22 protein-coding genes are annotated in these 22,142 nt (G+C 58.6%); 13 read left to right on the plus strand and 9 right to left on the minus strand.

The window, feature by feature from the left end; translation table 11 throughout:
• The first annotated feature begins 17 nt into the window (after positions 1–17).
• The 7 genes from ispD to rpoS all read left to right on the plus strand — a co-directional run bounded on the left by ispD (position 18) and on the right by rpoS (position 5,934).
• On the plus strand, positions 18–728 hold the full coding sequence (gene ispD, locus AB1287_RS03500) for a 2-C-methyl-D-erythritol 4-phosphate cytidylyltransferase (protein WP_435616949.1): 711 nt from the start codon (positions 18–20) through the stop codon (positions 726–728).
• A complete protein-coding gene (ispF, locus tag AB1287_RS03505; RefSeq protein WP_435616950.1) occupies positions 728–1,207 on the plus strand; it encodes a 2-C-methyl-D-erythritol 2,4-cyclodiphosphate synthase in 480 nt (159 codons plus the stop codon). Before ispD ends, ispF begins: the two co-directional genes overlap by 1 nt.
• On the plus strand, positions 1,204–2,253 hold the full coding sequence (truD, locus tag AB1287_RS03510) for a tRNA pseudouridine(13) synthase TruD (protein ID WP_435616951.1): 1,050 nt from the start codon (positions 1,204–1,206) through the stop codon (positions 2,251–2,253). Before ispF ends, truD begins: the two co-directional genes overlap by 4 nt.
• Positions 2,234–2,995: a 5'/3'-nucleotidase SurE gene (surE, locus tag AB1287_RS03515; protein WP_435616952.1), complete on the plus strand. Its 762-nt coding sequence runs from the start codon at positions 2,234–2,236 to the stop codon at positions 2,993–2,995. Before truD ends, surE begins: the two co-directional genes overlap by 20 nt.
• A complete protein-coding gene (locus tag AB1287_RS03520; protein ID WP_312628694.1) occupies positions 2,989–3,615 on the plus strand; it encodes a protein-L-isoaspartate(D-aspartate) O-methyltransferase in 627 nt (208 codons plus the stop codon). The genes surE and AB1287_RS03520 overlap by 7 nt, the downstream gene beginning before the upstream one ends.
• 176 nt (positions 3,616–3,791) lie before the next feature.
• Positions 3,792–4,883, plus strand: a complete 1,092-nt coding sequence (gene nlpD / locus AB1287_RS03525) for a murein hydrolase activator NlpD (RefSeq protein WP_312628737.1) — start codon at positions 3,792–3,794, stop codon at positions 4,881–4,883.
• Between the two features lie 58 nt (positions 4,884–4,941).
• Positions 4,942–5,934, plus strand: coding sequence for an RNA polymerase sigma factor RpoS (gene rpoS / locus AB1287_RS03530; RefSeq protein WP_435616953.1), 993 nt, complete (start codon positions 4,942–4,944; stop codon positions 5,932–5,934).
• A gap of 121 nt (positions 5,935–6,055) precedes the next feature.
• Here rpoS and mutS read toward each other — a convergent pair whose 3' ends face one another.
• Both mutS and AB1287_RS03540 read right to left on the minus strand, forming a co-directional pair.
• Positions 6,056–8,617, minus strand: a complete 2,562-nt coding sequence (gene mutS, locus AB1287_RS03535) for a DNA mismatch repair protein MutS (RefSeq protein WP_435616954.1) — start codon at positions 8,615–8,617, stop codon at positions 6,056–6,058.
• A 157-nt stretch (positions 8,618–8,774) separates the two neighbouring features.
• Positions 8,775–9,029 (minus strand): SymE family type I addiction module toxin, encoded by a 255-nt coding sequence (locus tag AB1287_RS03540; protein ID WP_312628692.1) that lies wholly within the window; start codon positions 9,027–9,029, stop codon positions 8,775–8,777.
• A gap of 531 nt (positions 9,030–9,560) precedes the next feature.
• On the opposite strand from AB1287_RS03540, the gene AB1287_RS03545 reads away from it, so the two are divergent.
• The gene (locus AB1287_RS03545) at positions 9,561–9,920 is read left to right on the plus strand and encodes a nitrous oxide-stimulated promoter family protein (protein WP_435616955.1); all 360 of its coding nucleotides are present in this window, start codon (positions 9,561–9,563) and stop codon (positions 9,918–9,920) included.
• A 21-nt stretch (positions 9,921–9,941) separates the two neighbouring features.
• On the opposite strand, the gene AB1287_RS03550 is transcribed toward AB1287_RS03545, so the two are convergent.
• The 7 genes from AB1287_RS03550 to hypA are packed head-to-tail and all read right to left on the minus strand — an operon-like array spanning position 9,942 to position 16,122.
• On the minus strand, positions 9,942–10,370 hold the full coding sequence (locus AB1287_RS03550; protein ID WP_435616956.1) for a molybdopterin-binding protein: 429 nt from the start codon (positions 10,368–10,370) through the stop codon (positions 9,942–9,944).
• A 49-nt stretch (positions 10,371–10,419) separates the two neighbouring features.
• Positions 10,420–12,486 carry a formate hydrogenlyase transcriptional activator FlhA gene (flhA, locus tag AB1287_RS03555; RefSeq protein WP_435616957.1) on the minus strand — a complete coding sequence of 689 codons (2,067 nt, stop codon included), beginning with the start codon at positions 12,484–12,486 and terminating at the stop codon, positions 10,420–10,422.
• Positions 12,487–12,507: 21 nt separating this feature from the next.
• Positions 12,508–13,518, minus strand: a complete 1,011-nt coding sequence (hypE, locus tag AB1287_RS03560) for a hydrogenase expression/formation protein HypE (RefSeq protein WP_435616958.1) — start codon at positions 13,516–13,518, stop codon at positions 12,508–12,510.
• A complete protein-coding gene (gene hypD / locus AB1287_RS03565; protein ID WP_435616959.1) occupies positions 13,515–14,636 on the minus strand; it encodes a hydrogenase formation protein HypD in 1,122 nt (373 codons plus the stop codon). The genes hypE and hypD overlap by 4 nt, the downstream gene beginning before the upstream one ends.
• The gene (locus tag AB1287_RS03570; RefSeq protein WP_312628686.1) at positions 14,636–14,908 is read right to left on the minus strand and encodes a HypC/HybG/HupF family hydrogenase formation chaperone; all 273 of its coding nucleotides are present in this window, start codon (positions 14,906–14,908) and stop codon (positions 14,636–14,638) included. The genes hypD and AB1287_RS03570 overlap by 1 nt, the downstream gene beginning before the upstream one ends.
• The gene (hypB, locus tag AB1287_RS03575; RefSeq protein WP_435616960.1) at positions 14,899–15,768 is read right to left on the minus strand and encodes a hydrogenase nickel incorporation protein HypB; all 870 of its coding nucleotides are present in this window, start codon (positions 15,766–15,768) and stop codon (positions 14,899–14,901) included. Before hypB ends, AB1287_RS03570 begins: the two co-directional genes overlap by 10 nt.
• A 3-nt stretch (positions 15,769–15,771) precedes the next feature.
• Positions 15,772–16,122, minus strand: a complete 351-nt coding sequence (gene hypA / locus AB1287_RS03580) for a hydrogenase maturation nickel metallochaperone HypA (protein WP_312628683.1) — start codon at positions 16,120–16,122, stop codon at positions 15,772–15,774.
• A 309-nt stretch (positions 16,123–16,431) separates the two neighbouring features.
• Between hypA and AB1287_RS03585 the strand changes: the two genes are divergently transcribed.
• The 5 genes from AB1287_RS03585 to hyfE are packed head-to-tail and all read left to right on the plus strand — an operon-like array spanning position 16,432 to position 22,142.
• Entirely contained in the window at positions 16,432–17,049 is a 618-nt protein-coding gene (locus tag AB1287_RS03585; RefSeq protein ID WP_435616961.1) for a 4Fe-4S dicluster domain-containing protein, read from the plus strand.
• Positions 17,049–19,064, plus strand: coding sequence for a hydrogenase 4 subunit B (gene hyfB / locus AB1287_RS03590; protein WP_435616962.1), 2,016 nt, complete (start codon positions 17,049–17,051; stop codon positions 19,062–19,064). The genes AB1287_RS03585 and hyfB overlap by 1 nt, the downstream gene beginning before the upstream one ends.
• 10 nt (positions 19,065–19,074) lie before the next feature.
• On the plus strand, positions 19,075–20,025 hold the full coding sequence (locus AB1287_RS03595) for a respiratory chain complex I subunit 1 family protein (RefSeq protein ID WP_435616963.1): 951 nt from the start codon (positions 19,075–19,077) through the stop codon (positions 20,023–20,025).
• Positions 20,026–20,041: 16 nt separating this feature from the next.
• Positions 20,042–21,481: a hydrogenase 4 subunit D gene (locus AB1287_RS03600; protein WP_435616982.1), complete on the plus strand. Its 1,440-nt coding sequence runs from the start codon at positions 20,042–20,044 to the stop codon at positions 21,479–21,481.
• A gap of 10 nt (positions 21,482–21,491) precedes the next feature.
• Entirely contained in the window at positions 21,492–22,142 is a 651-nt protein-coding gene (gene hyfE / locus AB1287_RS03605; RefSeq protein ID WP_312628678.1) for a hydrogenase 4 membrane subunit, read from the plus strand.

Here is a 22,142-nt window from a genome sequence, read left to right on the forward strand (position 1 = left end):
CAAGCCAGGATAACCGCATGGCAGCCACTTTTCCGGGCGTTTGCGCCGTGGTGCCGGCAGCCGGTTTTGGCCGCCGTATGCAAACGGAATGCCCGAAGCAATATCTCTCAATCGGTAACAAAACGATTCTCGAACACGCGGTAGCCGCCTTGCTGGCCCATCCGCGGGTTGAACGCGTCATCATCGCCATCAGCGACGGCGACGCCCGCTTTCAGCAGCTTTCTCTCGCCAGCCACCCGCAAATTACCGTCGTTGAAGGCGGCACCGAGCGTGCCGATTCCGTCCTGGCGGGCCTGCGTGCAGCAGGCGATGCCGAATGGGTGCTGGTACACGATGCAGCGCGTCCATGCCTGCATCAGGACGATCTGGCTAATTTACTCGCCCTGAGCAAAACCAGCCGCGTCGGCGGCATTCTTGCGGCCCCGGTTCGCGATACCATGAAACGTGCCGAACCCGGTAAAGAGGCGATTGCCCATACCGTCGATCGCACCGATCTCTGGCACGCGCTGACGCCGCAGTTTTTCCCTCGCGAACTTCTTTTTGACTGTCTGACCCGGGCGCTTAATGAAGGCGCGACGATCACGGATGAAGCCTCGGCGCTGGAATATTGTGGCTTCCATCCTGAGCTTGTCGCCGGACGCGCTGATAATATTAAAGTGACCCGCCCGGAAGATTTGCGGCTGGCAGAATTTTACCTTACCCGTAGTGGACTTCAGGAGCAGGCATAATGCGAATTGGACACGGTTTTGACGTACACGCTTTTGGTGGCGAAGGCCCGATTATCATTGGCGGCGTACGCGTACCTTATGAAAAAGGCCTGCTGGCTCACTCTGATGGCGACGTCGCGCTGCATGCGCTAACCGACGCCCTTCTCGGCGCGGCGGCATTGGGCGATATCGGCAAACTGTTCCCCGACACCGACCCGGCTTTCAAAGGCGCCGACAGCCGTGAGCTGCTGCGTGAGGCCTGGCGTCGCATTCAGGCCAAAGGCTATACGCTTGGTAACGTCGACGTCACCATCATCGCTCAGGCCCCAAAAATGTTGCCGCACATCCCACAGATGCGCGTGTTTATCGCCGAAGATTTAGGCTGCCATATGGATGACGTGAACGTCAAAGCCACGACGACTGAAAAACTCGGTTTTACCGGACGCGGCGAAGGCATCGCCTGCGAAGCGGTGGCCCTGTTGCACAAGGCTCGCTCATGATTGCGTTCGACGACCTCACTTATCTCCACGGTAAACCGCTGGGTCATGGGCTGCTGAAGGCCAACCCGGAAGACTTTCTGGTGGTTGAAGACTTAGGCTTTTCACCGGATGGCGAAGGCGAACACCTGCTGGTGCGCATTCTGAAAAACGGCTGTAACACCCGCTGTGTCGCCGACGTGCTGGCGAAATTCCTCAAAGTTCACGCCCGTGAAGTGAGCTTTGCCGGGCAGAAGGACAAACATGCCGTCACTGAACAGTGGATCTGCATACGTCTGCCGGGCAAAGAGATGCCTGATTTAAGCAAATTTGAGCTTGAGGGCTGTAAAGTCCTGGAGTACGCCCGCCACAAGCGCAAGCTGCGCCTTGGTGCGCTCAAGGGAAACGCTTTTACCCTCGTGCTGCGTGAAGTCAGCGACCGTGCGGACGTCGAGACACGTCTACAGGCGATTGCCGACAAAGGCGTTCCGAACTATTTTGGCGCTCAGCGTTTCGGCATCGGCGGCAGCAATTTGCAGGGCGCACTGCGCTGGGCACAGAGCGATGCGCCGGTGCGCGATCGTAATAAACGCAGTTTCTGGTTGTCGGCGGCCCGCAGTGCGTTGTTTAATCAGCTGGTCAGCGTGCGTTTAAAAAAACCGGACTTTAATCAAGTTGTTGACGGCGATGCGCTACAATTAGCGGGACGCGGCAGCTGGTTTGTGGCAACGGATGAAGAGCAATCTGAACTTCAGTCCCGCGTTGACAACCGTGACCTGATGATTACCGCCTCGCTGCCGGGCAGCGGCGAGTGGGGCACCCTGCGGGCAGCGCTGGATTTTGAGCAACAAACGCTCGCGGACGAAACGCTGTTGCAGACTTTATTGCTGCGTGAAAAAGTAGAAGCGGCGCGACGCGCTATGCTGCTCTACCCGCAACAGCTGAGCTGGAACTGGTGGGATGACGTCACCGTTGAGGTGCGTTTCTGGCTGCCGGCAGGCAGCTTTGCTACCAGTGTGGTAAGGGAACTTATCAACACAACAGGTGATTATGCGAATATTGCTGAGTAACGATGACGGGATCCACGCGCCGGGGATCCAGACCCTGGCGAAAGCCTTGCGCGAGTTTGCCGAGGTTCAGGTTGTTGCACCCGATCGTAACCGCAGTGGGGCGTCTAATTCGCTGACCCTGGAATCTTCTCTTCGTACTTTTACGTTCGACAATGGTGACATCGCCGTGCAGATGGGCACGCCAACGGACTGCGTGTTTCTCGGCGTCAACGCGCTGATGCGCCCGCGTCCGGATGTGGTTGTTTCCGGTATTAACGCCGGGCCGAACCTTGGCGATGACGTGATTTATTCCGGCACGGTCGCCGCAGCAATGGAAGGCCGTCATCTTGGCTTCCCGGCGCTTGCGGTTTCGCTGAACGGCTACAAACACTATGACACCGCTGCCGCCGTGACCTGTTCTGTCCTGAGGGCGCTGGCTCGTGAACCCCTGCGCACCGGGCGCATTCTCAACATCAACGTGCCGGATCTTCCTCTTTCAGAAATCAAAGGGATCCGCGTCACGCGCTGCGGCAGCCGACATCCGGCGGACAAAGTGATTCCGCAGCAGGATCCGCGCGGCAATACCCTTTACTGGATTGGTCCGCCGGGCGAGAAGTGCGATGCCGGGCCGGACACGGATTTTGCCGCTGTAGATGAAGGCTATGTTTCCGTGACGCCGCTGCACGTCGATTTAACCGCTCACAGCGCCCAGGAGGTTGTCTCCGGCTGGCTGGATCGTGTGGGAGTAGGCGAGGAATGGTGAGTCAACGCGTACAAAGTCTTCTTAATCAGCTGCGAAATCAGGGGATCGCCAATGAGCAGGTGCTCGATGCGATCGCCCGGGTGCCGCGCGAAAAGTTTATTGATGAAGCCTTTGAACACAAAGCGTGGGAGAACGTCGCGCTGCCGATTGGTCAGGGGCAAACCATCTCGCAGCCGTATATGGTGGCGAGAATGACCGAATTGCTGGAGCTGACGCCGGAGTCGCGCGTGCTGGAAATTGGCACGGGCTCGGGTTATCAGACGGCAATTCTGGCGCAGCTGGTTCATCACGTCTGTTCGGTCGAGCGCATTAAAAGCCTGCAATGGCATGCGCGGCGGCGCCTGAAGCAGCTTGATTTACATAATGTTTCAACTCGCCATGGCGATGGCTGGCAAGGATGGCACGCAAGAGCGCCATTTGATGCCATTATTGTCACGGCCGCACCGCAAGAAATTCCGGCGGCGCTGATGTCGCAGCTGGATGAAGGCGGCATTTTGGTCTTACCCGTCGGCGAAGAGCAGCAGTTCCTGAAGCGCGTCCGTCGCCGGGGAGACGAATTTATTATCGATACCGTGGAAGCGGTTCGCTTTGTGCCACTGGTCAAAGGCGAGCTGGCATAATACAGGAGTTTTCCTGTTTCTTTTAGCGCCGCTTATGGCGTAGGGTGAGCGCACTTTTTAGTGTGATTACCGTCACGTTTCACGGTTACTAAGTCACTGGCAGATAACACATTCCTGGGGGATAAATGAGCGCGGGAAGCCCTAAATTCACCGTTAGTCGCGTAGCGGCTTTATCACTGGTTTCACTTTGGCTGGCAGGATGCACATCGTCCAGTAATGCCCCCGCTCCGGTCACGTCGGTAGGTGGAATGTCGTCCGGCAGCGATTCCGGAATGTTAATTACGCCGCCGCCAAAAATGGGCACTCCGGCCCAGTCGGTGCCACAGCCTCAGCCGGTTCAGACGGCACCGGTTCAGCCGCAGATCCAGCCGATGCAACAGCAGCCCGCTGCGACAGAACAGCCGGTGCAGATTGTGAATGGTCATGCGGTCTATAACCGTAAATACGGTGATATTCCAAAAGGCAGCTATACCGGCGGTAGCACCTATACCGTTAAGCGCGGCGACACCCTGTTTTATATTGCATGGGTGACCGGCAACGATTTCCGCGACCTGGCGCAGCGCAACAATGTGCCGGAGCCGTATGCGCTGAACGTGGGGCAGGTGCTGCAGGTCGGCAATGCTTCCGGGCAGCCTATCACCGGGAATAACGCAGTAGCACAGGCCAGCGCAGAAGCCAGCGGCGCTTCGCCTGGATTAGTCTCAAAACCTGCACAAAATTCCTCCGCAGTGGTTGCGTCTAAACCAACAATTACGTATTCTGAGGATTCAGGTGAACAAAGTGCTAACAAAATGTTGCCTAACAATAAGCCTTCGACTACGGTCGTCGCGCCTGTCACGGCACCCGCTGTCAGCACTACCCAACCGACTGCAAGCTCTACGTCTACCAGTTCGCCAATCTCCTCCTGGCGCTGGCCGACCGACGGTAAAATCATCGAAAACTTTAGTGGCGGCGATGGCGGCAATAAAGGGATCGATATTGCAGGCAGTAAGGGACAGGCTATCGTCGCGACCGCAGATGGGCGCGTTGTGTATGCCGGTAACGCACTGCGCGGTTACGGTAATCTTATTATCATCAAACACAACGATGATTACCTGAGCGCCTACGCCCATAACGATACTATGCTGGTCCGGGAACAACAGGAAGTGAAGGCGGGGCAGAAAATCGCTACCATGGGTAGCACCGGAACCAGTTCTACACGCTTGCATTTTGAAATTCGTTACAAGGGGAAATCCGTCAACCCGCTGCAGTATTTGCCGCAGCGATAATTAGGCGAAACAACCGTGAGGTGTGTTTCGTCCAGGGATCACGGGTAGGAGCCACCTTATGAGTCAGAATACGCTGAAAGTTCTTGATTTAAATGAAGACGCGGAATTTGATGAGAACGGAGCAGAGGTTTTCGACGAGAAAGCCTTAGTAGAAGAGGAACCCAGTGATAACGACTTGGCTGAGGAAGAGCTGTTATCACAGGGCGCCACACAGCGTGTGCTGGATGCGACTCAGCTTTACCTTGGGGAGATTGGTTACTCTCCACTGCTAACAGCCGAAGAAGAAGTCTATTTTGCACGACGCGCGCTGCGTGGTGACGTTGCCTCCCGCCGCCGGATGATTGAAAGTAACCTGCGTCTGGTGGTGAAAATTGCCCGTCGTTACAGCAATCGTGGTCTGGCTTTGCTGGATCTGATTGAAGAGGGCAATCTGGGGCTTATTCGCGCGGTCGAAAAATTCGACCCGGAACGCGGATTTCGTTTCTCAACCTATGCAACCTGGTGGATTCGTCAGACCATTGAACGGGCAATCATGAACCAAACCCGTACTATTCGTCTGCCAATTCACATTGTCAAAGAGCTCAATGTTTATCTGCGTACCGCACGTGAGTTATCCCATAAGCTGGATCACGAGCCAAGTGCAGAAGAGATAGCTGAGCAGCTGGACAAACCGGTTGATGACGTCAGTCGTATGCTGCGTCTCAACGAGCGTATTACCTCGGTTGACACACCGCTGGGTGGTGACTCCGAAAAAGCGCTGCTGGACATCCTGGCCGATGAAAAAGACAACGGTCCGGAAGACACCACGCAGGACGATGACATGAAGCAAAGCATCGTCAAATGGCTGTTCGAACTGAACGCCAAACAGCGTGAAGTGCTGGCGCGTCGTTTCGGTTTACTGGGGTATGAAGCCGCAACGCTTGAAGATGTTGGCCGTGAAATTGGTCTGACGCGTGAACGCGTTCGCCAGATTCAGGTTGAAGGTCTGCGTCGCCTGCGTGAGATTTTGCAGGGGCAAGGGCTGAATATCGAAGCGCTTTTCCGTGAATAAATAGCGTGAATAAACCAGTTTCCATCAAAAAGGCCAGTCGAGAGACTGGCCTTTTTCTTTGGCATAGGGCCTATGCTGCTTTAGCAGGCCGGGCAAGCGCAGTGCCGCCCGGCAGCGGAGGTTACACCAGACTCTTCAACCGGTAGAGCCACTCCAGCGCCTGGCGTGGCGTCAGTGAATCCGGGTCAAGATTTTCCAGTGCTTCTACGGCAGGAGACGTTTCTTCCGGTGCGGAAAGCAATGACATCTGCGTGCCGTCAACCTGCGTCGCTCCGGCATTTGGCGACAGGCTTTCCAGCTCGCGAAGTTTCTGACGCGCGCGTTTAATCACCTCTTTCGGCACGCCCGCCAGTGCAGCAACGGCAAGGCCGTAGCTCTTGCTGGCCGCGCCATCCTGCACGCTGTGCATGAAGGCGATAGTGTCGCCGTGCTCCAGCGCATCGAGATGAACGTTCGCCACGCCTTCCATTTTTTCCGGCAGCTGCGTCAGTTCGAAATAGTGGGTTGCGAACAGCGTCAGGGCTTTAATACGGTTTGCGAGGCCTTCGGCGCAGGCCCATGCGAGAGAAAGGCCATCGTACGTTGAGGTTCCGCGGCCGATCTCATCCATCAGCACCAGGCTCTGCTCGGTGGCATTGTGCAGAATATTTGCGGTTTCTGTCATCTCAACCATAAAGGTAGAGCGACCGCTGGCAAGATCGTCCGCTGCGCCGACGCGGGTAAAGATCCTGTCTATCGGGCCGATCTCCACTTTCTGCGCCGGAACGTAGCTGCCGATATAGGCCAGCAGGGCAATCAGCGCGGTCTGGCGCATATAGGTACTTTTACCGCCCATGTTCGGCCCGGTGATGATCAGCATCCGGCGCTGCGGTGACAGATTCAGCGGGTTGGCGATAAACGGCTCATTCAGCACCTGTTCGACGACCGGATGACGGCCTTCGGTGATGCGAATGCCGGGCTTGTCGCTGAACGTTGGGCAGCAGTAGTTCAGCGCTTCTGCACGTTCCGCAAGGTTCACCAGAACATCGAGCTCAGCCAGCGCCGCTGCGCTTTGCTGTAGTTCCGCCAGGTGCGGCAGCAGCAGGTCGAATAGTTCATCATAGAGCTGTTTTTCCAGCGCCAGCGCTTTGCCTTTCGACGTCAGCACTTTGTCTTCGTACTCTTTGAGTTCCGGAATGATATAGCGCTCGGCGTTCTTCAGCGTCTGGCGGCGAACGTAATGAATCGGTGCCATGTGGCTCTGACCACGGCTTATCTGAATGTAGTATCCGTGAACGGCGTTATAGCCTACCTTCAGCGTATCCAGCCCGAGGCGTTCGCGTTCGCGAATCTCCAGCCTGTCGAGGTAGTCCGTTGCGCCATCGGCCAGCGCACGCCACTCATCCAGCTCTTCATGATAACCCGGGGCAATAACGCCACCGTCGCGAACCAGCACCGGCGGCGTTTCGATAATCGAACGTTCTAGCAGTTCGCGAAGCTCGGTGAATTCCCCCATCGCTTCACGTAGTTTTTGCACGGGAGCGCTGTCCACGCTCATCAGCTGTTCGCGCAATTCCGGCAGCTGCTGGAAGGCGTGGCGCATACGGGCTAAATCACGCGGGCGCGCTGTACGCAGGGCGAGGCGTGCAAGAATACGCTCCAGGTCGCCAACCTGGCGCAGAACCGGCTGCAGTTCATCATAGCGATCCTGTAATGCGCCAAGCGTTTGCTGACGCTCGATAAGAACTTTTGTATCGCGCACGGGCATATGCAGCCAGCGTTTCAGCATGCGGCTGCCCATTGGCGTCACGGTGCGATCCAGCACGGCGGCCAGTGTGTTTTCGATGCCGCCCGCCAGATTCTGGGTAATTTCCAGATTCCGGCGCGTTGCCGCATCCATGATGATGCTGTCCTGCTGGCGCTCCATGGTGATGGAACGAATATGCGGCAGGGAAGTGCGCTGGGTGTCTTTCACATACTGTAATAAGCAACCCGCAGCGCACAGGCCACGCGGCGCATTTTCCACGCCAAAACCAACGAGGTCGCGCGTGCCGAACTGCAGGTTTAGCTGCTGGCGTGCGGTATCAATTTCGAATTCCCACAGCGGGCGACGGCGCAGGCCACGTCGGCCTTCAATCAGCGCCGTTTCGGCAAAGTCTTCCGCGTAAAGCAGTTCAGCAGGATTGGTGCGCTGGAGCTCTGCCGCCATGGTTTCCCGGTCTGCGGGCTCGCTCAGGCGAAAGCGACCGGAGCTGATGTCCAGCGTAGCATAGCCGTAGCCTTTACTGTCCTGCCAGATGGCGGCCAGCAGGTTATCCTGGCGCTCCTGCAACAGCGCTTCATCGCTGATGGTGCCAGGCGTGACGATGCGGACGACTTTACGCTCGACGGGGCCTTTGCTGGTGGCCGGGTCGCCAACCTGCTCACAGATGGCGGCCGACTCACCAAGATTGACGAGCTTAGCGAGATAGTTTTCAACGGCATGATGCGGCACGCCCGCCATCGGAATGGGCTCACCTGCGGATGCCCCGCGTTTGGTTAGCGAGATATCGAGCAGCTGCGAAGCGCGTTTGGCGTCGTCGTAAAATAGCTCGTAAAAATCGCCCATGCGGTAAAAGAGCAGGATCTCCGGATGCTGGGCTTTCAGCTTCAGGTACTGCTGCATCATCGGCGTGTGGGCGTCTAAATTGTCGAGTGTGCTCATGGAGTTATGATGTCCATTTCGTTGAAAAACAATAATATTCAGGCATTTTATATGCAAAATCGTTGCGGTCATTGTCGCATGAACGCGCCTGTTCTCGCAGTAAAATCTGCACCTGAAGCGAGCCTGAAATTTCAACAAAAAGTGACGAAATCTGGCCTTAGTCCAGTGTGTGAACCGGCTTTTGCTCAGACTGTAAAATCAGCTGCCCGTGCTTAATGGTTACTGACACGCATGCGCCGGTAGGGAAACCCGCCTCTTTTAGCCAGTTCCCGCTCAACACCAGGCTTGGGTGAAGGCTATAACGGCGTGTACGTCCCGTTTTGGGATCCTGGTGGCGCTTCCTGACATAGCCGACCTTGATCCGGCGTGCGGATTTGGCTTCCTCTTTTATCAGCGTAACGGGTGGATTCATGTCGCTTCACTCCTTTTTTTGTATGGGAAGAATACGTAAGGGGTGGATGTAAAAACAGGTGTTCGTGAAACATATCATCGGAATTGCGTAGCGGCTTCCACGGCAAATGAAATTGATCTGATGTTTCATGCTGAACTGGAAGGTTGCCCGGTATAAGGCCGAAAAGTACGCGTCTGTTTTGCCAACGCCATGGTACGAAACGCGATCATTACGCCGGGAATGAGCGAAAACCATAGGGTCCCCTGCATTCCGGGACGAGTATTCAGCCAGGCCCAGGTAAAAGGTGAGGCCGCCGCCAGAAGCTATGCCGGGATAAGCAATATGCCCGTGCACCCGGCATAAACCCTGAGCCGGGGCATTGCCGAAGTGGTGTGGCTGCTCGCATAACAATTAAACGCTTTGGTGTTGTTTCATCAACGCGTTTTTCTTCATGCATCATGGGTCTCTTTTTAGACAGGCATTGATCCAGAGAATGGAATGGCGGTACCTGAACAGGTATCATCAATGCAACTTATAGACCGGAGAATCCTGATGACCGCAAGCCGTATTGGCCGGGAAAAGCTGACTATCCGCCGGATGATAGCGCTCTACGCCCGGCGCTGTCCGCAGGCGTTGCAGGACGAAGAGCACTATCAGGCGCTGAACGCCTACGCGGATAAGCGGCTGGATAAATGCGTCTTTGGTGAGGAGAAACCCGCCTGCAAGCAGTGCCCGGTGCATTGCTATCAGCCCGCAAAGCGGGAAGAGATGAAGCAGATTATGCGCTGGGCAGGGCCACGAATGCTGTGGCGGCATCCGATCCTGACGATCCTGCATTTGCTCGACGATCGTCGTGCAGTGCCCGAGTTGCCGGAGAAATATCGGGCAAAGAAACGGGGAAACACGCCGTAGCATACACGGCGTGTCTGGCGCTTAAGCGCGAGTGGCGAGCAGAATGGCCGAAGCTTTGATCAGGGCAATGACCCGGCTGCCGGCCGCGAGCTTCATCTCATGCTGGCTCTCGTTGGTGATCACGGCGACAAGCTCAAACCTGGCATCCGTTTTGATATGTACAGTTGCGTTTACCGCGCCTTCCGTCACCTGCGAAACGCTGCCGGCAAACTGATTGCGCGCAGAGAATTTCAGGCCGCAGTCTTCGCTGGCAAGGGTTACCCACGGCGCTTTGATCAGCGCCACGGCTTCCTTACCTGCAACAAGACCGAGCGCCTGCTGACTGCTGTGGGTGACAATTGCCACAAGCTTTGCTCCGCCCGCGAGGGTCAATTCAACTTCGTCGTTCACTGCGCCCGATGCGACGGCGCTGACTTTCCCGTTAAGCTGATTGCGTGCTGATACTGACATATTGCCTCCTTTCTTTGAGTGTGCAGGTTTTATAGCTCGTCACGGTGATTTACACCAGTGCGTCTTTCTCAATGCCGAGACGTTTCATCCGGGAAAGCAGCGTCGTACGCTTGAGCCCAAGACGCTGCGCAGCCCCTTTTGGTCCCGCGACCACGCCGTTCGTTTCTTTCAGAATACGAATAATTTGCTGTGCCTCGTCTTCGCCCTCAAGCTTTGGTTCTGCCGTCGGGCCGGGCGCGGTGAAGGGCATTTCGGGCTGAGAAAGTTGCAAAACGCTGCCCGGCGTCAGCAGAACGGCGCGCTCAATCACGTTTTCCAGCTCACGCACGTTACCCGGCCACGGCATCTCACTCAGCGTTTGCAGGGTACGCGCCGGGATGCTGTCAATCTGGCGACCCAGCCGACGGGCGATTTTGGTGGTGAACGCCTTCGCCAGCAGCGGGATATCGTCAGGGCGTTCGCGAAGCGGCGGAAGCTGTATGGGGAAGACGTTCAGGCGGTAATAGAGATCGCTGCGAAACAGCCGCTCTTCGACCATCTGGCGGAGATCGCGGTTGGTGGCCGCAATCAGGCGTACGTCTGTGCGAATCAGCTTATTACTGCCAAGGCGCTCAAACTCCTGTTCCTGCAACACGCGCAGCAGCTTGGGCTGCAGCTCGAGCGGCATATCGCCGACTTCATCCAGAAACAGCGAGCTTTTATCCGCCAGTTCAAAACGCCCGGTGCGCGGGGCGCTTGCGCCGGTGAACGCGCCTTTCGAGTGGCCAAACAGATCGCTTTCAATCAGCCCGGCGGGCATCGCGGCGCAGTTCATCTTGATCATTCGCTGCTCGCGGCGGCGGCTGAGATTATGGATTGCCCTCGCAATCAGCTCTTTACCGGTGCCGGTTTCGCCGAGGATCAGCACGGTGCTGTCGCTTTGCGCCACCATCTCTACCTGGCGCAGCACGTCACGCATTGCGTCGCTGCGGCCGATGATTTCGCCAAACTCATTATCCAGCGTGTTGAGCTGCTCGGTGAGCACCTTGTTTTCATCCGTCAGCCGCTCTTTCAGGCGCTGGATCTCCTGGTAGGCCAGCGCGTTATCAATCGCAATCGCCACCCGCTCGGCAATCTGGCGCAGCAGCCGGAGATTGCTCGCCGTAAAGACCTGCTCGTCGCGTTGGGCGAGCTTAAGGACGCCGAGCGTCGTGTCGCCAGAAAGCAGCGGCAGCAGGCAAATGCTTTGCAGCTCGTTGCCCCACAGCGAAAAAAGCTGGCGGTCGCCCTGCGCCAGCTGCATGTCGGCCAGCGTCAGCAGCATCATCTGCTGATGCTTAAAGACCTGTTCGCTGAGCGAGCCGCTCTTTGCCACTTCGCTGACGTCATGCAGCGGCGCATCGCCGTCGAGGTAATGGCTGGTATAAACGTCAAGTTTGCCCGGCTGTGGGCTTTGCAGCACCACGCTTATCGCATCAATGTGGAAGTAGTGATGCAGCGACTTCGCCACCTCGCTGACCAGCTCGTCGATATCGAGGCGCGACAGTACGGCGTTGGTGACGTCCACCAGGATGCGGAAGTTGTCCCGCTCAAGCTGCAGCTGCTGGCGGTCACTGCCCGAGCTCAGGCGACTCTGAAACTGCTCCGTGACGATAGCGACCAGCTGCGTCAGCGTTTGCAGCCTTTGCAGTTCAGCATCGCTCCAGGCGGTCGGGCGGGTGCGTATGACCTCACACCCGCCGACAATTCTGCCTTCCTGAGCCAGCGGCAGCAGGGCGTAGCGGCCAAACGCACAATAGCGTTCGCAGCCCGCGAGCTCCGGCCAGGCTTTGCCAAATTCGTGAAAGTCGCATTGCAGAGTGTCCGGCCGGGTAAGCAGGCGCTGCATGGGCCCCTGCGCCAGAAGGCTTTCCTCCTGAACGAGGCGGTCATTATCGTAGGGGGCGCTGGCGTGATAGCTGACGCGCTGATAGCCCGGCTGCCACAGCAGCACGGCCACGCGCTCGCCAAGACCGGCCTGGCGGACGAGACGAGTCAGCGTTTCGCACACGCCGTTTAAATCGTTTTGCTGTAACAAGGCGCGGGTGATGTCGAGCAGCCCCTGCTGGCTGAGATCGTTCATTGCGGTGGTAGGCATAATGCTTGTCCTGTAGTGGCCTTAGCAGATCCGCGGCAGCGGTTCGGCGTGCGGTAAATCCAGCGTCCGGCGTACGCCATACGGCCCGGTCAAATGCACGCCTCTGCGTTCGGCGATCTCACCGATAATTGCGGCATCGCGGCCCAGCGGATGAGCCCGAAGCGTCGCCAGCGTCCGTTCAGCGGCTTCAGCGGCGACCCCGATAACCAGCTTGCCTTCGTTAGCGAAATTCAGCGCATCGAGGCCCAGCAGTTCGCACACGCCGCGTACCGCGCTTTTGACTGGCAGGTGTGCTTCATGCAGCATCACTCCGTAGCCGCTGGCAGCGGCAAATTCGTGGGCGACGGCATTCACGCCCCCGCGTGTCGCATCGCGAAGGGCCTTCACGCCCGGAATATGGCGCAGCGTCTGAATCAACGGCGTGAGCACCGCGCAATCGCTTTGCAGATCGCCGTCCAGCCCAAGCTGCTCGCGCAAATTCAGGATAGCTGCACCGTGATCGCCGAGCGTACCGCTGACCAGCAGCACGTCGCCCGGCTGCAGCTGCTGTGCGCCCCAGCGAATATCCACGGGAATCGCGCCGAGGCCTGCGGTATTGATAAAGAGCTTGTCCGCGGCACCGCGCGGCACGACTTTAGTGTCACCGGTGACGATGGCGATGTCGGCGGCCCTCGCGGTCTGCGCCATGCTGTTGACGACCTTCTCCAGTAGCGCCATCTCCAGTCCTTCTTCAAGGATAAAACCGCAGGAAAGATAGCGTGGGATCGCGCCGCTGACGGCGACATCGTTGGCCGTGCCGCACACCGCGAGCTTGCCGATATCCCCGCCGGGGAAGAACAGCGGGTCGATGACGTAGCTGTCGGTTGAGAAGGCCAGGCGATCGCCGCTGGCGGTAAGCGTGGCAAGATCGATACGCGCCTGATCCTCCTGCTCCTCCAGCCACGGGTTACGGAATGCCTGCATAAACAGGGAGCCTATCAGCTGCTGCATCGCCTGGCCGCCGCTGCCGTGGGCAAGTTGCACCGTTTTCATTGTTCACCTTCCTGACTTCGATACTGATACCACGCCGCGCATGCGCCTTCTGAGGAGACCATCAGCGCGCCGAAAGCGCTTTGCGGGGTACAGGTTGTGCCAAACAGCGGGCACTGATGGGGTTTGCAGCGCCCGGTGAGCACCTCGCCGCAGCGGGCACGGGGATCGTCGCTGACTTCGCGCCGCTGCGGCTGGAAATGGGCTTCGGCGTCGAAGCGCTGATAGCCTGCGCTTAGCCTGACGCCGGATTCGGCAATCACGCCCAGCCCACGCCACTCGCTGTCGCCGTTGACGGTAAACACGTCGGCGATGGCCGCCTGCGCCAGCGCGTTCCCGGCATCCGGCACCACGCGACGGTACTGGTTGTCGACGTGGCTCTCTCCGGCAATTTTCTGCTCCACCAGCATGCTCACGCCCTGCAACAGGTCCAGCGGCTCAAAACCGGCCACCACCAGCGGGCGGTGAAAATCTCGGGCGATAAAATCGTAGCTCGCCGTACCAATCACCATGCTCACGTGGCCTGGTGCAAGAAATGCATCGATGCTGTTGTCGGGCTGTTCAAGCAGGCTCTTAAGCGTCGGGATAAGCGTGATGTGCTGACAGAAAAAGAAAAAGTTGGTCAGGTTTTGTGCCTTCGCCTGCTGCAGCGTGATGGCGGTGGCGGGCATCGTGGTTTCAAATCCGAGACCAAAGAACACCACTTTGCGCTGCGGGTTTTCTGCCGCCAGACGCAGGGCGTCCATCGGCGAATAAATCATGCGGATATCCGCGCCGCGCGCTTTGGCCTGCATCAGCGAGCCGTTCTTGCCCGGTACGCGCATGGCATCGCCGAAGGTGCAGAAAATCACCTCCGGGCGGCTGGCAATATCAATGCAGGTATCAATGCGGCCCATCGGCAGCACGCAGACCGGGCAGCCCGGGCCGTGAATAAACTCAATGTTCTCCGGCAGGAGCTGGTCGAGGCCAAAGCGGAAAATCGCATGCGTATGCCCGCCGCACACTTCCATAATCCGCAGCGGGCGCCCTTTGCTGTAAGGCAGCTGCGGTGCTCTGCTTTTCAGGTGGGCAATCAGCTGCATCACTTTCTCCGGCTCGCGGTATTCATCAACAAAGCGCATCAGCGTTCCTCGCCCCACATCAGCGCGCCGACGTCCGGCTCTACGTCAAACATGTTCTGCAATGCCGCCAGCGTGTCGCGGGCTTCGGCTTCATCAATCACGCTCATGGCGAAACCGACGTGCACCAGCACCCACTGGCCCATGCGCGATTCACCTTGTTCATTCACCGCGCCGACCAGCGTCAGATCAACGTCACGCTGAATGCCGCAGACGTCCACTTTCGCCTGGTTGCCGTCAATGGCGCAGATTTGCCCCGGTACGCCTATGCACATCGTTGCGCCTCCAGCCAGGCCAGCCACTCTTCCATGCCTTCGCCGCTGGTCGCGGAAATCAGGATCGTTTCAATGTCCGGGTTCACATGACGGGCGTAAGCGAGGCATTTGTCGACGTCAAAATTCAGATACGGCAGCAGATCGACCTTGTTCAGCAGCATCAGGGACGCGGCGGCAAACATCTGTGGATATTTCAGCGGCTTGTCTTCCCCTTCGGTGACGGACAGCACCGCAACTTTGTGTCGCTCGCCGAGATCGAAGCTCGCCGGGCACACCAGGTTGCCGACGTTTTCGATAAACAAAATACCGTTATCTTCGAGCGGCAGGCGCGGCGCGGCGTCGGCAATCATCTGTGCATCAAGGTGACAGCCTTTACCGGTGTTGACCTGAATCGCAGGCGTACCGGTGGCGCGAATACGGGCCGCGTCGTTGACCGTCTGCTGATCGCCTTCGATGACGGCGCACGGCACCCGATCTTTCAGGCGCTGTAGCGTTTCGGTGAGCAGGGTGGTTTTGCCGGAGCCGGGGCTCGACACCAGGTTCAGCACCAGCTGCTCGCGGGTGGCGAAACGCGCGCGGTTGCGTGCCGCAAGCTGGTTGTTTTTCGCCAGCACGTCGATTTCCACCTCCAGCATTTTGCGCTGGCTCATCCCCGGCGCATGGGTGCCCGCTTCGCCGTGGCCGTAATGCAGATCGCCCTGAGCGGACTGCTGCGGGCTAAAGTCGGATTTTATGCCGGTGATGGCCATGACCGGGCGTGATGCGGGCGCAAAGGGCGCTCCGCGAAAAGCTGAATGCGGATTGTGCTCATCGCCTTCGATATAGCGATTGCCATCCGCACAACCACAGGTTGTACACATACCTTATTCCTCAATGACTTCGATGCGCTGAATCTGGAAACCGTCATCAGCGATGATGCGTAACCGGTTACTGCCGCACTGCGGGCAGAGACGGACGTGCTGTGAGAGGATCTGCACATATTGCTGGCATTCCGGACACCAGCATTCGGCTTTCTGCTCTTCAATATGCAATGTGCATCCTTCCGCCACCGTGCCGCGGCACACCAGCTCGAAGCAGAAACTCACGGCGGAGGGTTCCACGCAGGAAAATGCTCCCACCTTTAGCCAGACCGCCGTTACGCGCGTGGCGTCATTGGCGACCGCCTGCTGTTCAACAATTTCCAGCGCCCGCTGACAAAGGGTGATTTCGTGCATAACGTCTCTCGTTGGTTTCACTCCGCCCTTCCAAGCAAGAAGCAGGCCATTTTTTATTTTATTGATTTTTATGGTTATTAAGCATTTCGTCACCTGTGAAGTGACATTACTGACGACGCATCGCCACTTATGTCGGCCTGACGAAATGCCGCTGACTACCGCCGTCGTCACAATCGTCATCACGCTGACGATGACAGCGGCACTGTTGCGGTGGATTTTCTTAATCTATTGAATTTATTTGAAATTATGAGATGGCACGCAATTTGCTATGTGAGCCGGATAATTTTTTTCAGCTCACGAGGAATCACCATGAACCGCTTTGTCATTGCGGATCCTCAATGGTGCATCGGATGCAACACCTGCCTGGCAGCCTGCTCCGATGTCCATAAAGCCCAGGGGCTCCAGCAGCACCCCAGGCTCACGATGGCACGTACCGGCGACCACACCGCCCCGGTGCTGTGTCGCCACTGCGAAGACGCACCGTGCAAACGGGTGTGTCCGGTCAACGCTATCGCCCTTGAAGGCGACAGCGTGCAGATCAACGAAAGCCTGTGCATCGGCTGCAAGCTGTGCGGACTGGTGTGTCCGTTCGGGGCGATAACCCCTGCGGGCAGCACGCCGCTGGATGTGCCGAAGCAGTACGAGCACTACGTGCCGGCTTCAATGCTCAGCGACGTGCCCGTCAGCGCCGACAGCATGAACCCGTTCCTGAGCTGGAACGCGGGCGTGCGCGCCGTGGCGGTGAAGTGCGACCTGTGCAACTTCCTGCCGGAAGGCCCGGCCTGCGTGCGCTCCTGTCCGACCAAAGCGCTGCACCTGGTTGAACCGAAAGCCGTGGAGGCGCAGATGAAACAGCGGCGGGCGCAAACGGCACTTTCAATGCCGGAAACGCTGCCGGGGCGCAACCTGAGCGGGGAGCAAAACTGATGGATTCACTGCAATTACTGACGTGGTCGCTGGCGCTGTACGTCGTCAGCGGCGTGATTTCACTGCTGCTGCCAAAAAACGAAACGCTGGCGATTCGCGTGGCCGGAATCGGCGCAATGCTCGGCGGCCTGCTGGGGTTGTGCAGCGCCGTGCCGCCGTTGTTCAGCGGAGAGGTGCAAACCTGGGTGGCCGCGGGGCCGTTCGATTTCGCCGCCTTCAGCGTGCGCATGGACAGCCTCGCTGCGTTTATGGTGACGGTGATTTCGCTGCTGGTCACGCTCTGCGCGCTCTATTCGCTCTCCTATATGCGGGAGTATCTCGGCAAGGGCGCGGCGTCGATGGGCTTCTTTATGAACCTGTTTATCGCCTCGATGGTCGGGCTGGTCGTCATGGACAACGGCTTCTGGTTCATCATCCTGTTCGAGATGATGTCGCTGGCCTCGTGGTTCCTGGTGATCGCCGACCAGAGCGAAGAGTCGATCAAGGCCGGGCTGCTCTACTTCTTTATCGCCCATGCCGGGTCGGTGCTGATCATGGTGGCGTTCTTCCTGATGTGGCGCGAAAGCGGCAGTCTGGAATTTGCATCCTTCCGTCAGCTGCATCTTTCGCCGCTGATGGCCTCCATCGTGTTTGTGCTTGCCTTCCTGGGCTTTGGTGCCAAAGCAGGGATGCTGCCTTTACACAGCTGGCTGCCGCGTGCGCACCCGGCGGCACCTTCTCACGCATCGGCGCTGATGTCCGGCGTGATGGTGAAAATCGGTATCTTCGGGATCATCAAAGTGGGTGTCGACCTGCTCGGTGCCACCGAAAGCTGGTGGGGGATTATGGTGCTGGCATTCGGCGCGGTGTCTTCGGTGCTCGGCGTGCTTTACGCTCTGGCTGAACACGATATCAAACGCCTGCTGGCCTGGCACACCGTGGAGAACATCGGCATCATTCTGATGGGCGTTGGCGTAGGGATGGTCGGTATCGCCACGCACCATCCGCTGCTGGCGACCGTGGGTCTGCTCGGGGCGCTGTTCCATCTGCTCAACCATGCTTTGTTCAAAGGTTTGCTGTTCCTCGGTGCGGGCGCGGTCATTTTCCGCGTACACACCCGTGACATGGAAAAAATGGGCGGCCTTGCGAAGCTGATGCCGCTCACCGGTACTGCCTTCCTGATTGGCTGTATGTCGATTTCCGCGCTGCCGCCGCTGAACGGCTTCGTCAGCGAGTGGTTTACCTACCAGTCCCTGTTCACCATGAGCCACGACGGCGATTTCGCCATGCGTCTCGCCGGGCCGGTTGCCATCGTGATGCTCGCCATCACCGGCGCGCTGGCGGCGATGTGCTTCGTTAAAGTCTACGGCATCAGCTTCTGCGGAGGGGCTCGCAGCGAAAAAGCGGAGCACGCACGCGAAGTGCCGTGGCAGATGACGGCGGCGATGATCGTCATGGCGCTGCTGTGCGTGGCGCTGGGCGTTGGCGCATCCGTTGCTGCACCCGTGTTGGCAAAAGTGGCGAGTTCTCTCGTGCACGCGCCAGAGCTTATCGTGGCGAACAACTCGCTGCTTCAGCCGGGCAACAGCGCTCAGGCCATGCTTTCTCCTGCCATTTCCTTTTTGCTACTGCTTGGCCTGCCGTTGCTGCCGCTGGCGGTGTGGTGGGTGCTGCGTGGCGATCGCGGGGCGTTTCGCCGCAAGGGGTCACCGTGGGCGTGCGGCTACGGCTGGGAGCAGGAGATGTCTGCTTCCGCAGGCAGCTTCACTCAGCCTTTGCGCGTGATGTTTGGCCCGCTGTACCGGATGCGCAAGCAGCTCGACCCTTCTGAAGCGCTCGGGCGCAGCCTGAGCAAAGTCACTGACGGTGCTGCTGCGGTCGAGCCGTTCTGGGATGAACGCATTATCTGGCCGCTGGTGCGCCTTGTTCAGCGCGCCGGTTCGGGCATCCAGCGGATGCAGAGCGGGGACTTCCGCCTTTACTGCCTGTATGTGGTGGTGGCGCTGGTTGTCCTGTTACTGACCGTGGCCCTGTGAGGAGAGTGAGATGGTAATCCAACAAACGCCAGAGTGGGGCATGGGGCTGTTCGCCGTGATTCAGGCCGCCATTTTGCTGGCGCTGACGCCGCTGTTAACCGGCATTTCCCGTCAGATCCGCGCACGTATGCATTCGCGTCGCGGGCCGGGCATCATGCAGGACTATCGCGACCTGGTGAAGCTGTTGAAGCGTCAGCCGGTCGGCCCCGATCGCTCCGGCGCCATGTTCCGCATCATGCCGTGGGTGCTGCTCAGCAGCATGCTGCTGGTGGCAATGGCGCTGCCGGTGTTCACGCAAACTTCGCCGTTCGGCGGCGCAGGGGATCTGATCACCCTGCTGTACCTGTTCGCGCTGTTCCGCTTCTTCTTTGCTCTCTCCGGACTCGACAGCAGTTCGACCTTTGCGGGCATCGGTGCCAGCCGTGAGCTGACGCTGGGTATCCTGGTGGAGCCGATTCTGATCCTCGGCCTGCTGGTTGTGGCGCTGATTGTCGGTTCAACCAACATTGGCACCATCAGCGCGGCCCTTTCTGAGGGCTGGAGCTCGCCGTTGGCCATCTTTATGGCGTTCCTCGCCTGCGGTTTCGCTTCATTTATCGAGATGGGCAAGATTCCCTTCGACGTCGCCGAAGCCGAGCAGGAACTTCAGGAAGGGCCGCTGACGGAATACTCCGGCTCCGACTTCGCGCTGGTGAAGTGGGGGATTGGCCTGAAGCAGGTTGTGGTGGCGGAGATGTTCCTTGCGGTGTTCATTCCGTTTGGCAAAGCCGCAAGCCTGAGTCCGTCGGCGCTGCTGCTGGCGCTGGCGATCGCCCTCATCAAGCTGCTGGTGGTATTTGTGCTGGCGTCGCTGGTGGAGAACTCGCTGGCGCGCGGCCGCTTCCTGCTGACGCATCACGTCACGTGGCTTGGGTTCGGCGTCGCGGCGCTGGCTTTCGTCTTCTATTTCACCGGTCTGTAAGGAGCGCCGAGAAATGATGGAAAAAATCGCGCTGACGACCCTGCTGGTGCCGTTTATTGGCGCGCTGCTGACGGCCTGTTCGCCGAAACCCGTGGCGAAGAATATCTGTAGCCTGTTTGCGCTGTTTGCCACGCTCGGCACCGCCGTGCTTGGCTGGCAGTTTCTGGCGGGGGGAAAAGCGGATGCGACTTACACGCTGGTCAGCTATCACGGCGTGGCGCTGTTCGGCTTCACCGTTGACCGACTCAGTACGCTGATTGCCTTTGCTGTGGTGTTCCTCGGCCTGCTGGTGAGCCTCTATTCCACCGGGTACTTAACCCGTGGCAACCGCGAACACCCGCACGATGGTGACAACCGCTACTACGCGTTCCTGCTGATCTTCATCGGGGCGATGGCGGGGCTGGTGCTTTCCTCAACGCTGCTCGGGCAGCTGCTGTTCTTCGAAATCACCGGGGGCTGTTCCTGGGCGCTGATTGGCTATTACCAGACGCCGAAGTCTCAGCGCTCGGCGATGAAAGCGCTGCTGATTACCCACGTCGCATCGCTTGGCCTGTACCTCGCGGCGGCGACGCTGTTCCTCAACACCGGCACCTTTGCGCTGAGCGCATTAAGTCAGCTGCAAGGTTCGGCGAGCTACATCGTTTACGGCGGCATTCTGTTTGCGGCCTGGGGGAAATCAGCCCAGCTGCCGATGCAGGCCTGGCTGCCGGATGCAATGGAAGCGCCAACCCCAGTCAGCGCTTACTTACATGCCGCTTCAATGGTGAAAGTGGGCGTTTACATCTTTGCCCGCGCCATTCTGGAAGGCGGCAACGTACCGCACGCCATCGGCTGGGTGGGCATCGTGATGGCGACGATCACCATGATCTACGGCTTCATGATGTACCTGCCGCAGAAGGACATGAAGCGCCTGCTGGCGTGGTCGACCATCACCCAGCTGGCGTGGATGTTCCTGGCCCTCTCCATGGCGGCGCTTGGCTCTAAGCAGGCGCTCAATGGCGGCATTGCCTACATCTTCAACCACGCGTTTGCCAAAAGCCTGTTCTTCCTCGTGGCGGGGGCTTTCAGCTACAGCTGCGGGACGCGTCTGCTGCCGAAGCTGCGCGGCGTGATGAGCAAATCACCGCTGCTGGGCATCGGCTTCTGCGTGGCGGCACTGGCGATTGCCGGCGTGCCGCCGTTCAACGGCTTCTTCAGTAAATTCCCCGTCTTTGCCGCAGGGTTCACGCTTTCCAGCGCGCACTGGGAGCTGATCCCGGTGATGGTGCTGGCGCTGGTGGAATCAGTGGCGAGCTTCGCGTGGCTGATTTACTGGTTCGGGCGCGTGGTGCCGGGCGAACCGAGTCCGGAAGTGGCAGAGATGTCGCCGCTGCCGCTGGCAATGCGCGCGGTGCTTATCGTGCTGGTGGTGATGTCGCTGTGTTCCAGCGTGATTGCCGCGATGTGGCTTAATTAAGGAGACGACGATGACCGGAACCTTACTCGTCAATAATCTCGCCGGGCTGATGATGGTGACGTCACTGCTGGTGATTGGCGCGAAACGTCCGCGCAGCGCCTGCTGGTTTTACGCCCTGCAGTCGCTGGTGCTGGTGCTGATTTTCTTCACCCTTTCCCAAACGCTTGAGTCTGAACAGCTGCTGATGTGGTCCTTCAGCGCCCTGCTGACCAAGGTCATTCTGGTGCCGATTGTCATGGGCTTCGCGCTGCGCAAGCTTGCCGATCCGCAGGCCGACAAACCGTTGATTAGCCCGGCGCTGCTGATGCTCGCCGCGGCGGTGATTGTGGTGCTTTGCTGGCTGGTTGTGCGCCCGGTGCAGCTTCCCCTGTTGCTTGATCTGAAACCCGCGCTGGCGGTGGCACTTGGCCACTTCCTGCTGGGGCTGCTGTGCATCGTCACCCAGCGCAACATCATTCGTCAGGTGTTTGGCTATTGCCTGATGGAAAACGGTTCGCATCTGGTGCTGGCGCTGCTGGCTCACAGGGCGCCGGAGCTGGTGGAGATTGGTATCGCCACCGACGCGATTTTCGCGGTGATTGTCATGGTGCTGCTGGTGAGAAAAATCTGGCGCACGCTCGGCACGCTGGACGTGAACCAACTGACGGCGTTGAAGGGATAA

Source organism: Scandinavium sp. UTDF21-P1B (genome assembly GCF_040750395.1).
Classification (GTDB): domain Bacteria; phylum Pseudomonadota; class Gammaproteobacteria; order Enterobacterales; family Enterobacteriaceae; genus Scandinavium.

Coding starts and splice junctions, on each gene's coding strand:
- ispD (WP_435616949.1), top strand. CDS start 18: ATGGCAGCCACTTTTCCGGGCGTTTGCGCCGTGGTGCCGGCAGCCGGT.
- ispF (WP_435616950.1), top strand. CDS start 728: ATGCGAATTGGACACGGTTTTGACGTACACGCTTTTGGTGGCGAAGGC.
- truD (WP_435616951.1), top strand. CDS start 1,204: ATGATTGCGTTCGACGACCTCACTTATCTCCACGGTAAACCGCTGGGT.
- surE (WP_435616952.1), top strand. CDS start 2,234: ATGCGAATATTGCTGAGTAACGATGACGGGATCCACGCGCCGGGGATC.
- AB1287_RS03520 (WP_312628694.1), top strand. CDS start 2,989: ATGGTGAGTCAACGCGTACAAAGTCTTCTTAATCAGCTGCGAAATCAG.
- rpoS (WP_435616953.1), top strand. CDS start 4,942: ATGAGTCAGAATACGCTGAAAGTTCTTGATTTAAATGAAGACGCGGAA.
- mutS (WP_435616954.1), bottom strand. CDS start 8,617: ATGAGCACACTCGACAATTTAGACGCCCACACGCCGATGATGCAGCAG.
- AB1287_RS03540 (WP_312628692.1), bottom strand. CDS start 9,029: ATGAATCCACCCGTTACGCTGATAAAAGAGGAAGCCAAATCCGCACGC.
- AB1287_RS03545 (WP_435616955.1), top strand. CDS start 9,561: ATGACCGCAAGCCGTATTGGCCGGGAAAAGCTGACTATCCGCCGGATG.
- AB1287_RS03550 (WP_435616956.1), bottom strand. CDS start 10,370: ATGTCAGTATCAGCACGCAATCAGCTTAACGGGAAAGTCAGCGCCGTC.
- flhA (WP_435616957.1), bottom strand. CDS start 12,486: ATGCCTACCACCGCAATGAACGATCTCAGCCAGCAGGGGCTGCTCGAC.
- hypE (WP_435616958.1), bottom strand. CDS start 13,518: ATGAAAACGGTGCAACTTGCCCACGGCAGCGGCGGCCAGGCGATGCAG.
- hypD (WP_435616959.1), bottom strand. CDS start 14,636: ATGCGCTTTGTTGATGAATACCGCGAGCCGGAGAAAGTGATGCAGCTG.
- AB1287_RS03570 (WP_312628686.1), bottom strand. CDS start 14,908: ATGTGCATAGGCGTACCGGGGCAAATCTGCGCCATTGACGGCAACCAG.
- hypB (WP_435616960.1), bottom strand. CDS start 15,768: ATGTGTACAACCTGTGGTTGTGCGGATGGCAATCGCTATATCGAAGGC.
- hypA (WP_312628683.1), bottom strand. CDS start 16,122: ATGCACGAAATCACCCTTTGTCAGCGGGCGCTGGAAATTGTTGAACAG.
- AB1287_RS03585 (WP_435616961.1), top strand. CDS start 16,432: ATGAACCGCTTTGTCATTGCGGATCCTCAATGGTGCATCGGATGCAAC.
- hyfB (WP_435616962.1), top strand. CDS start 17,049: ATGGATTCACTGCAATTACTGACGTGGTCGCTGGCGCTGTACGTCGTC.
- AB1287_RS03595 (WP_435616963.1), top strand. CDS start 19,075: ATGGTAATCCAACAAACGCCAGAGTGGGGCATGGGGCTGTTCGCCGTG.
- AB1287_RS03600 (WP_435616982.1), top strand. CDS start 20,042: ATGGAAAAAATCGCGCTGACGACCCTGCTGGTGCCGTTTATTGGCGCG.
- hyfE (WP_312628678.1), top strand. CDS start 21,492: ATGACCGGAACCTTACTCGTCAATAATCTCGCCGGGCTGATGATGGTG.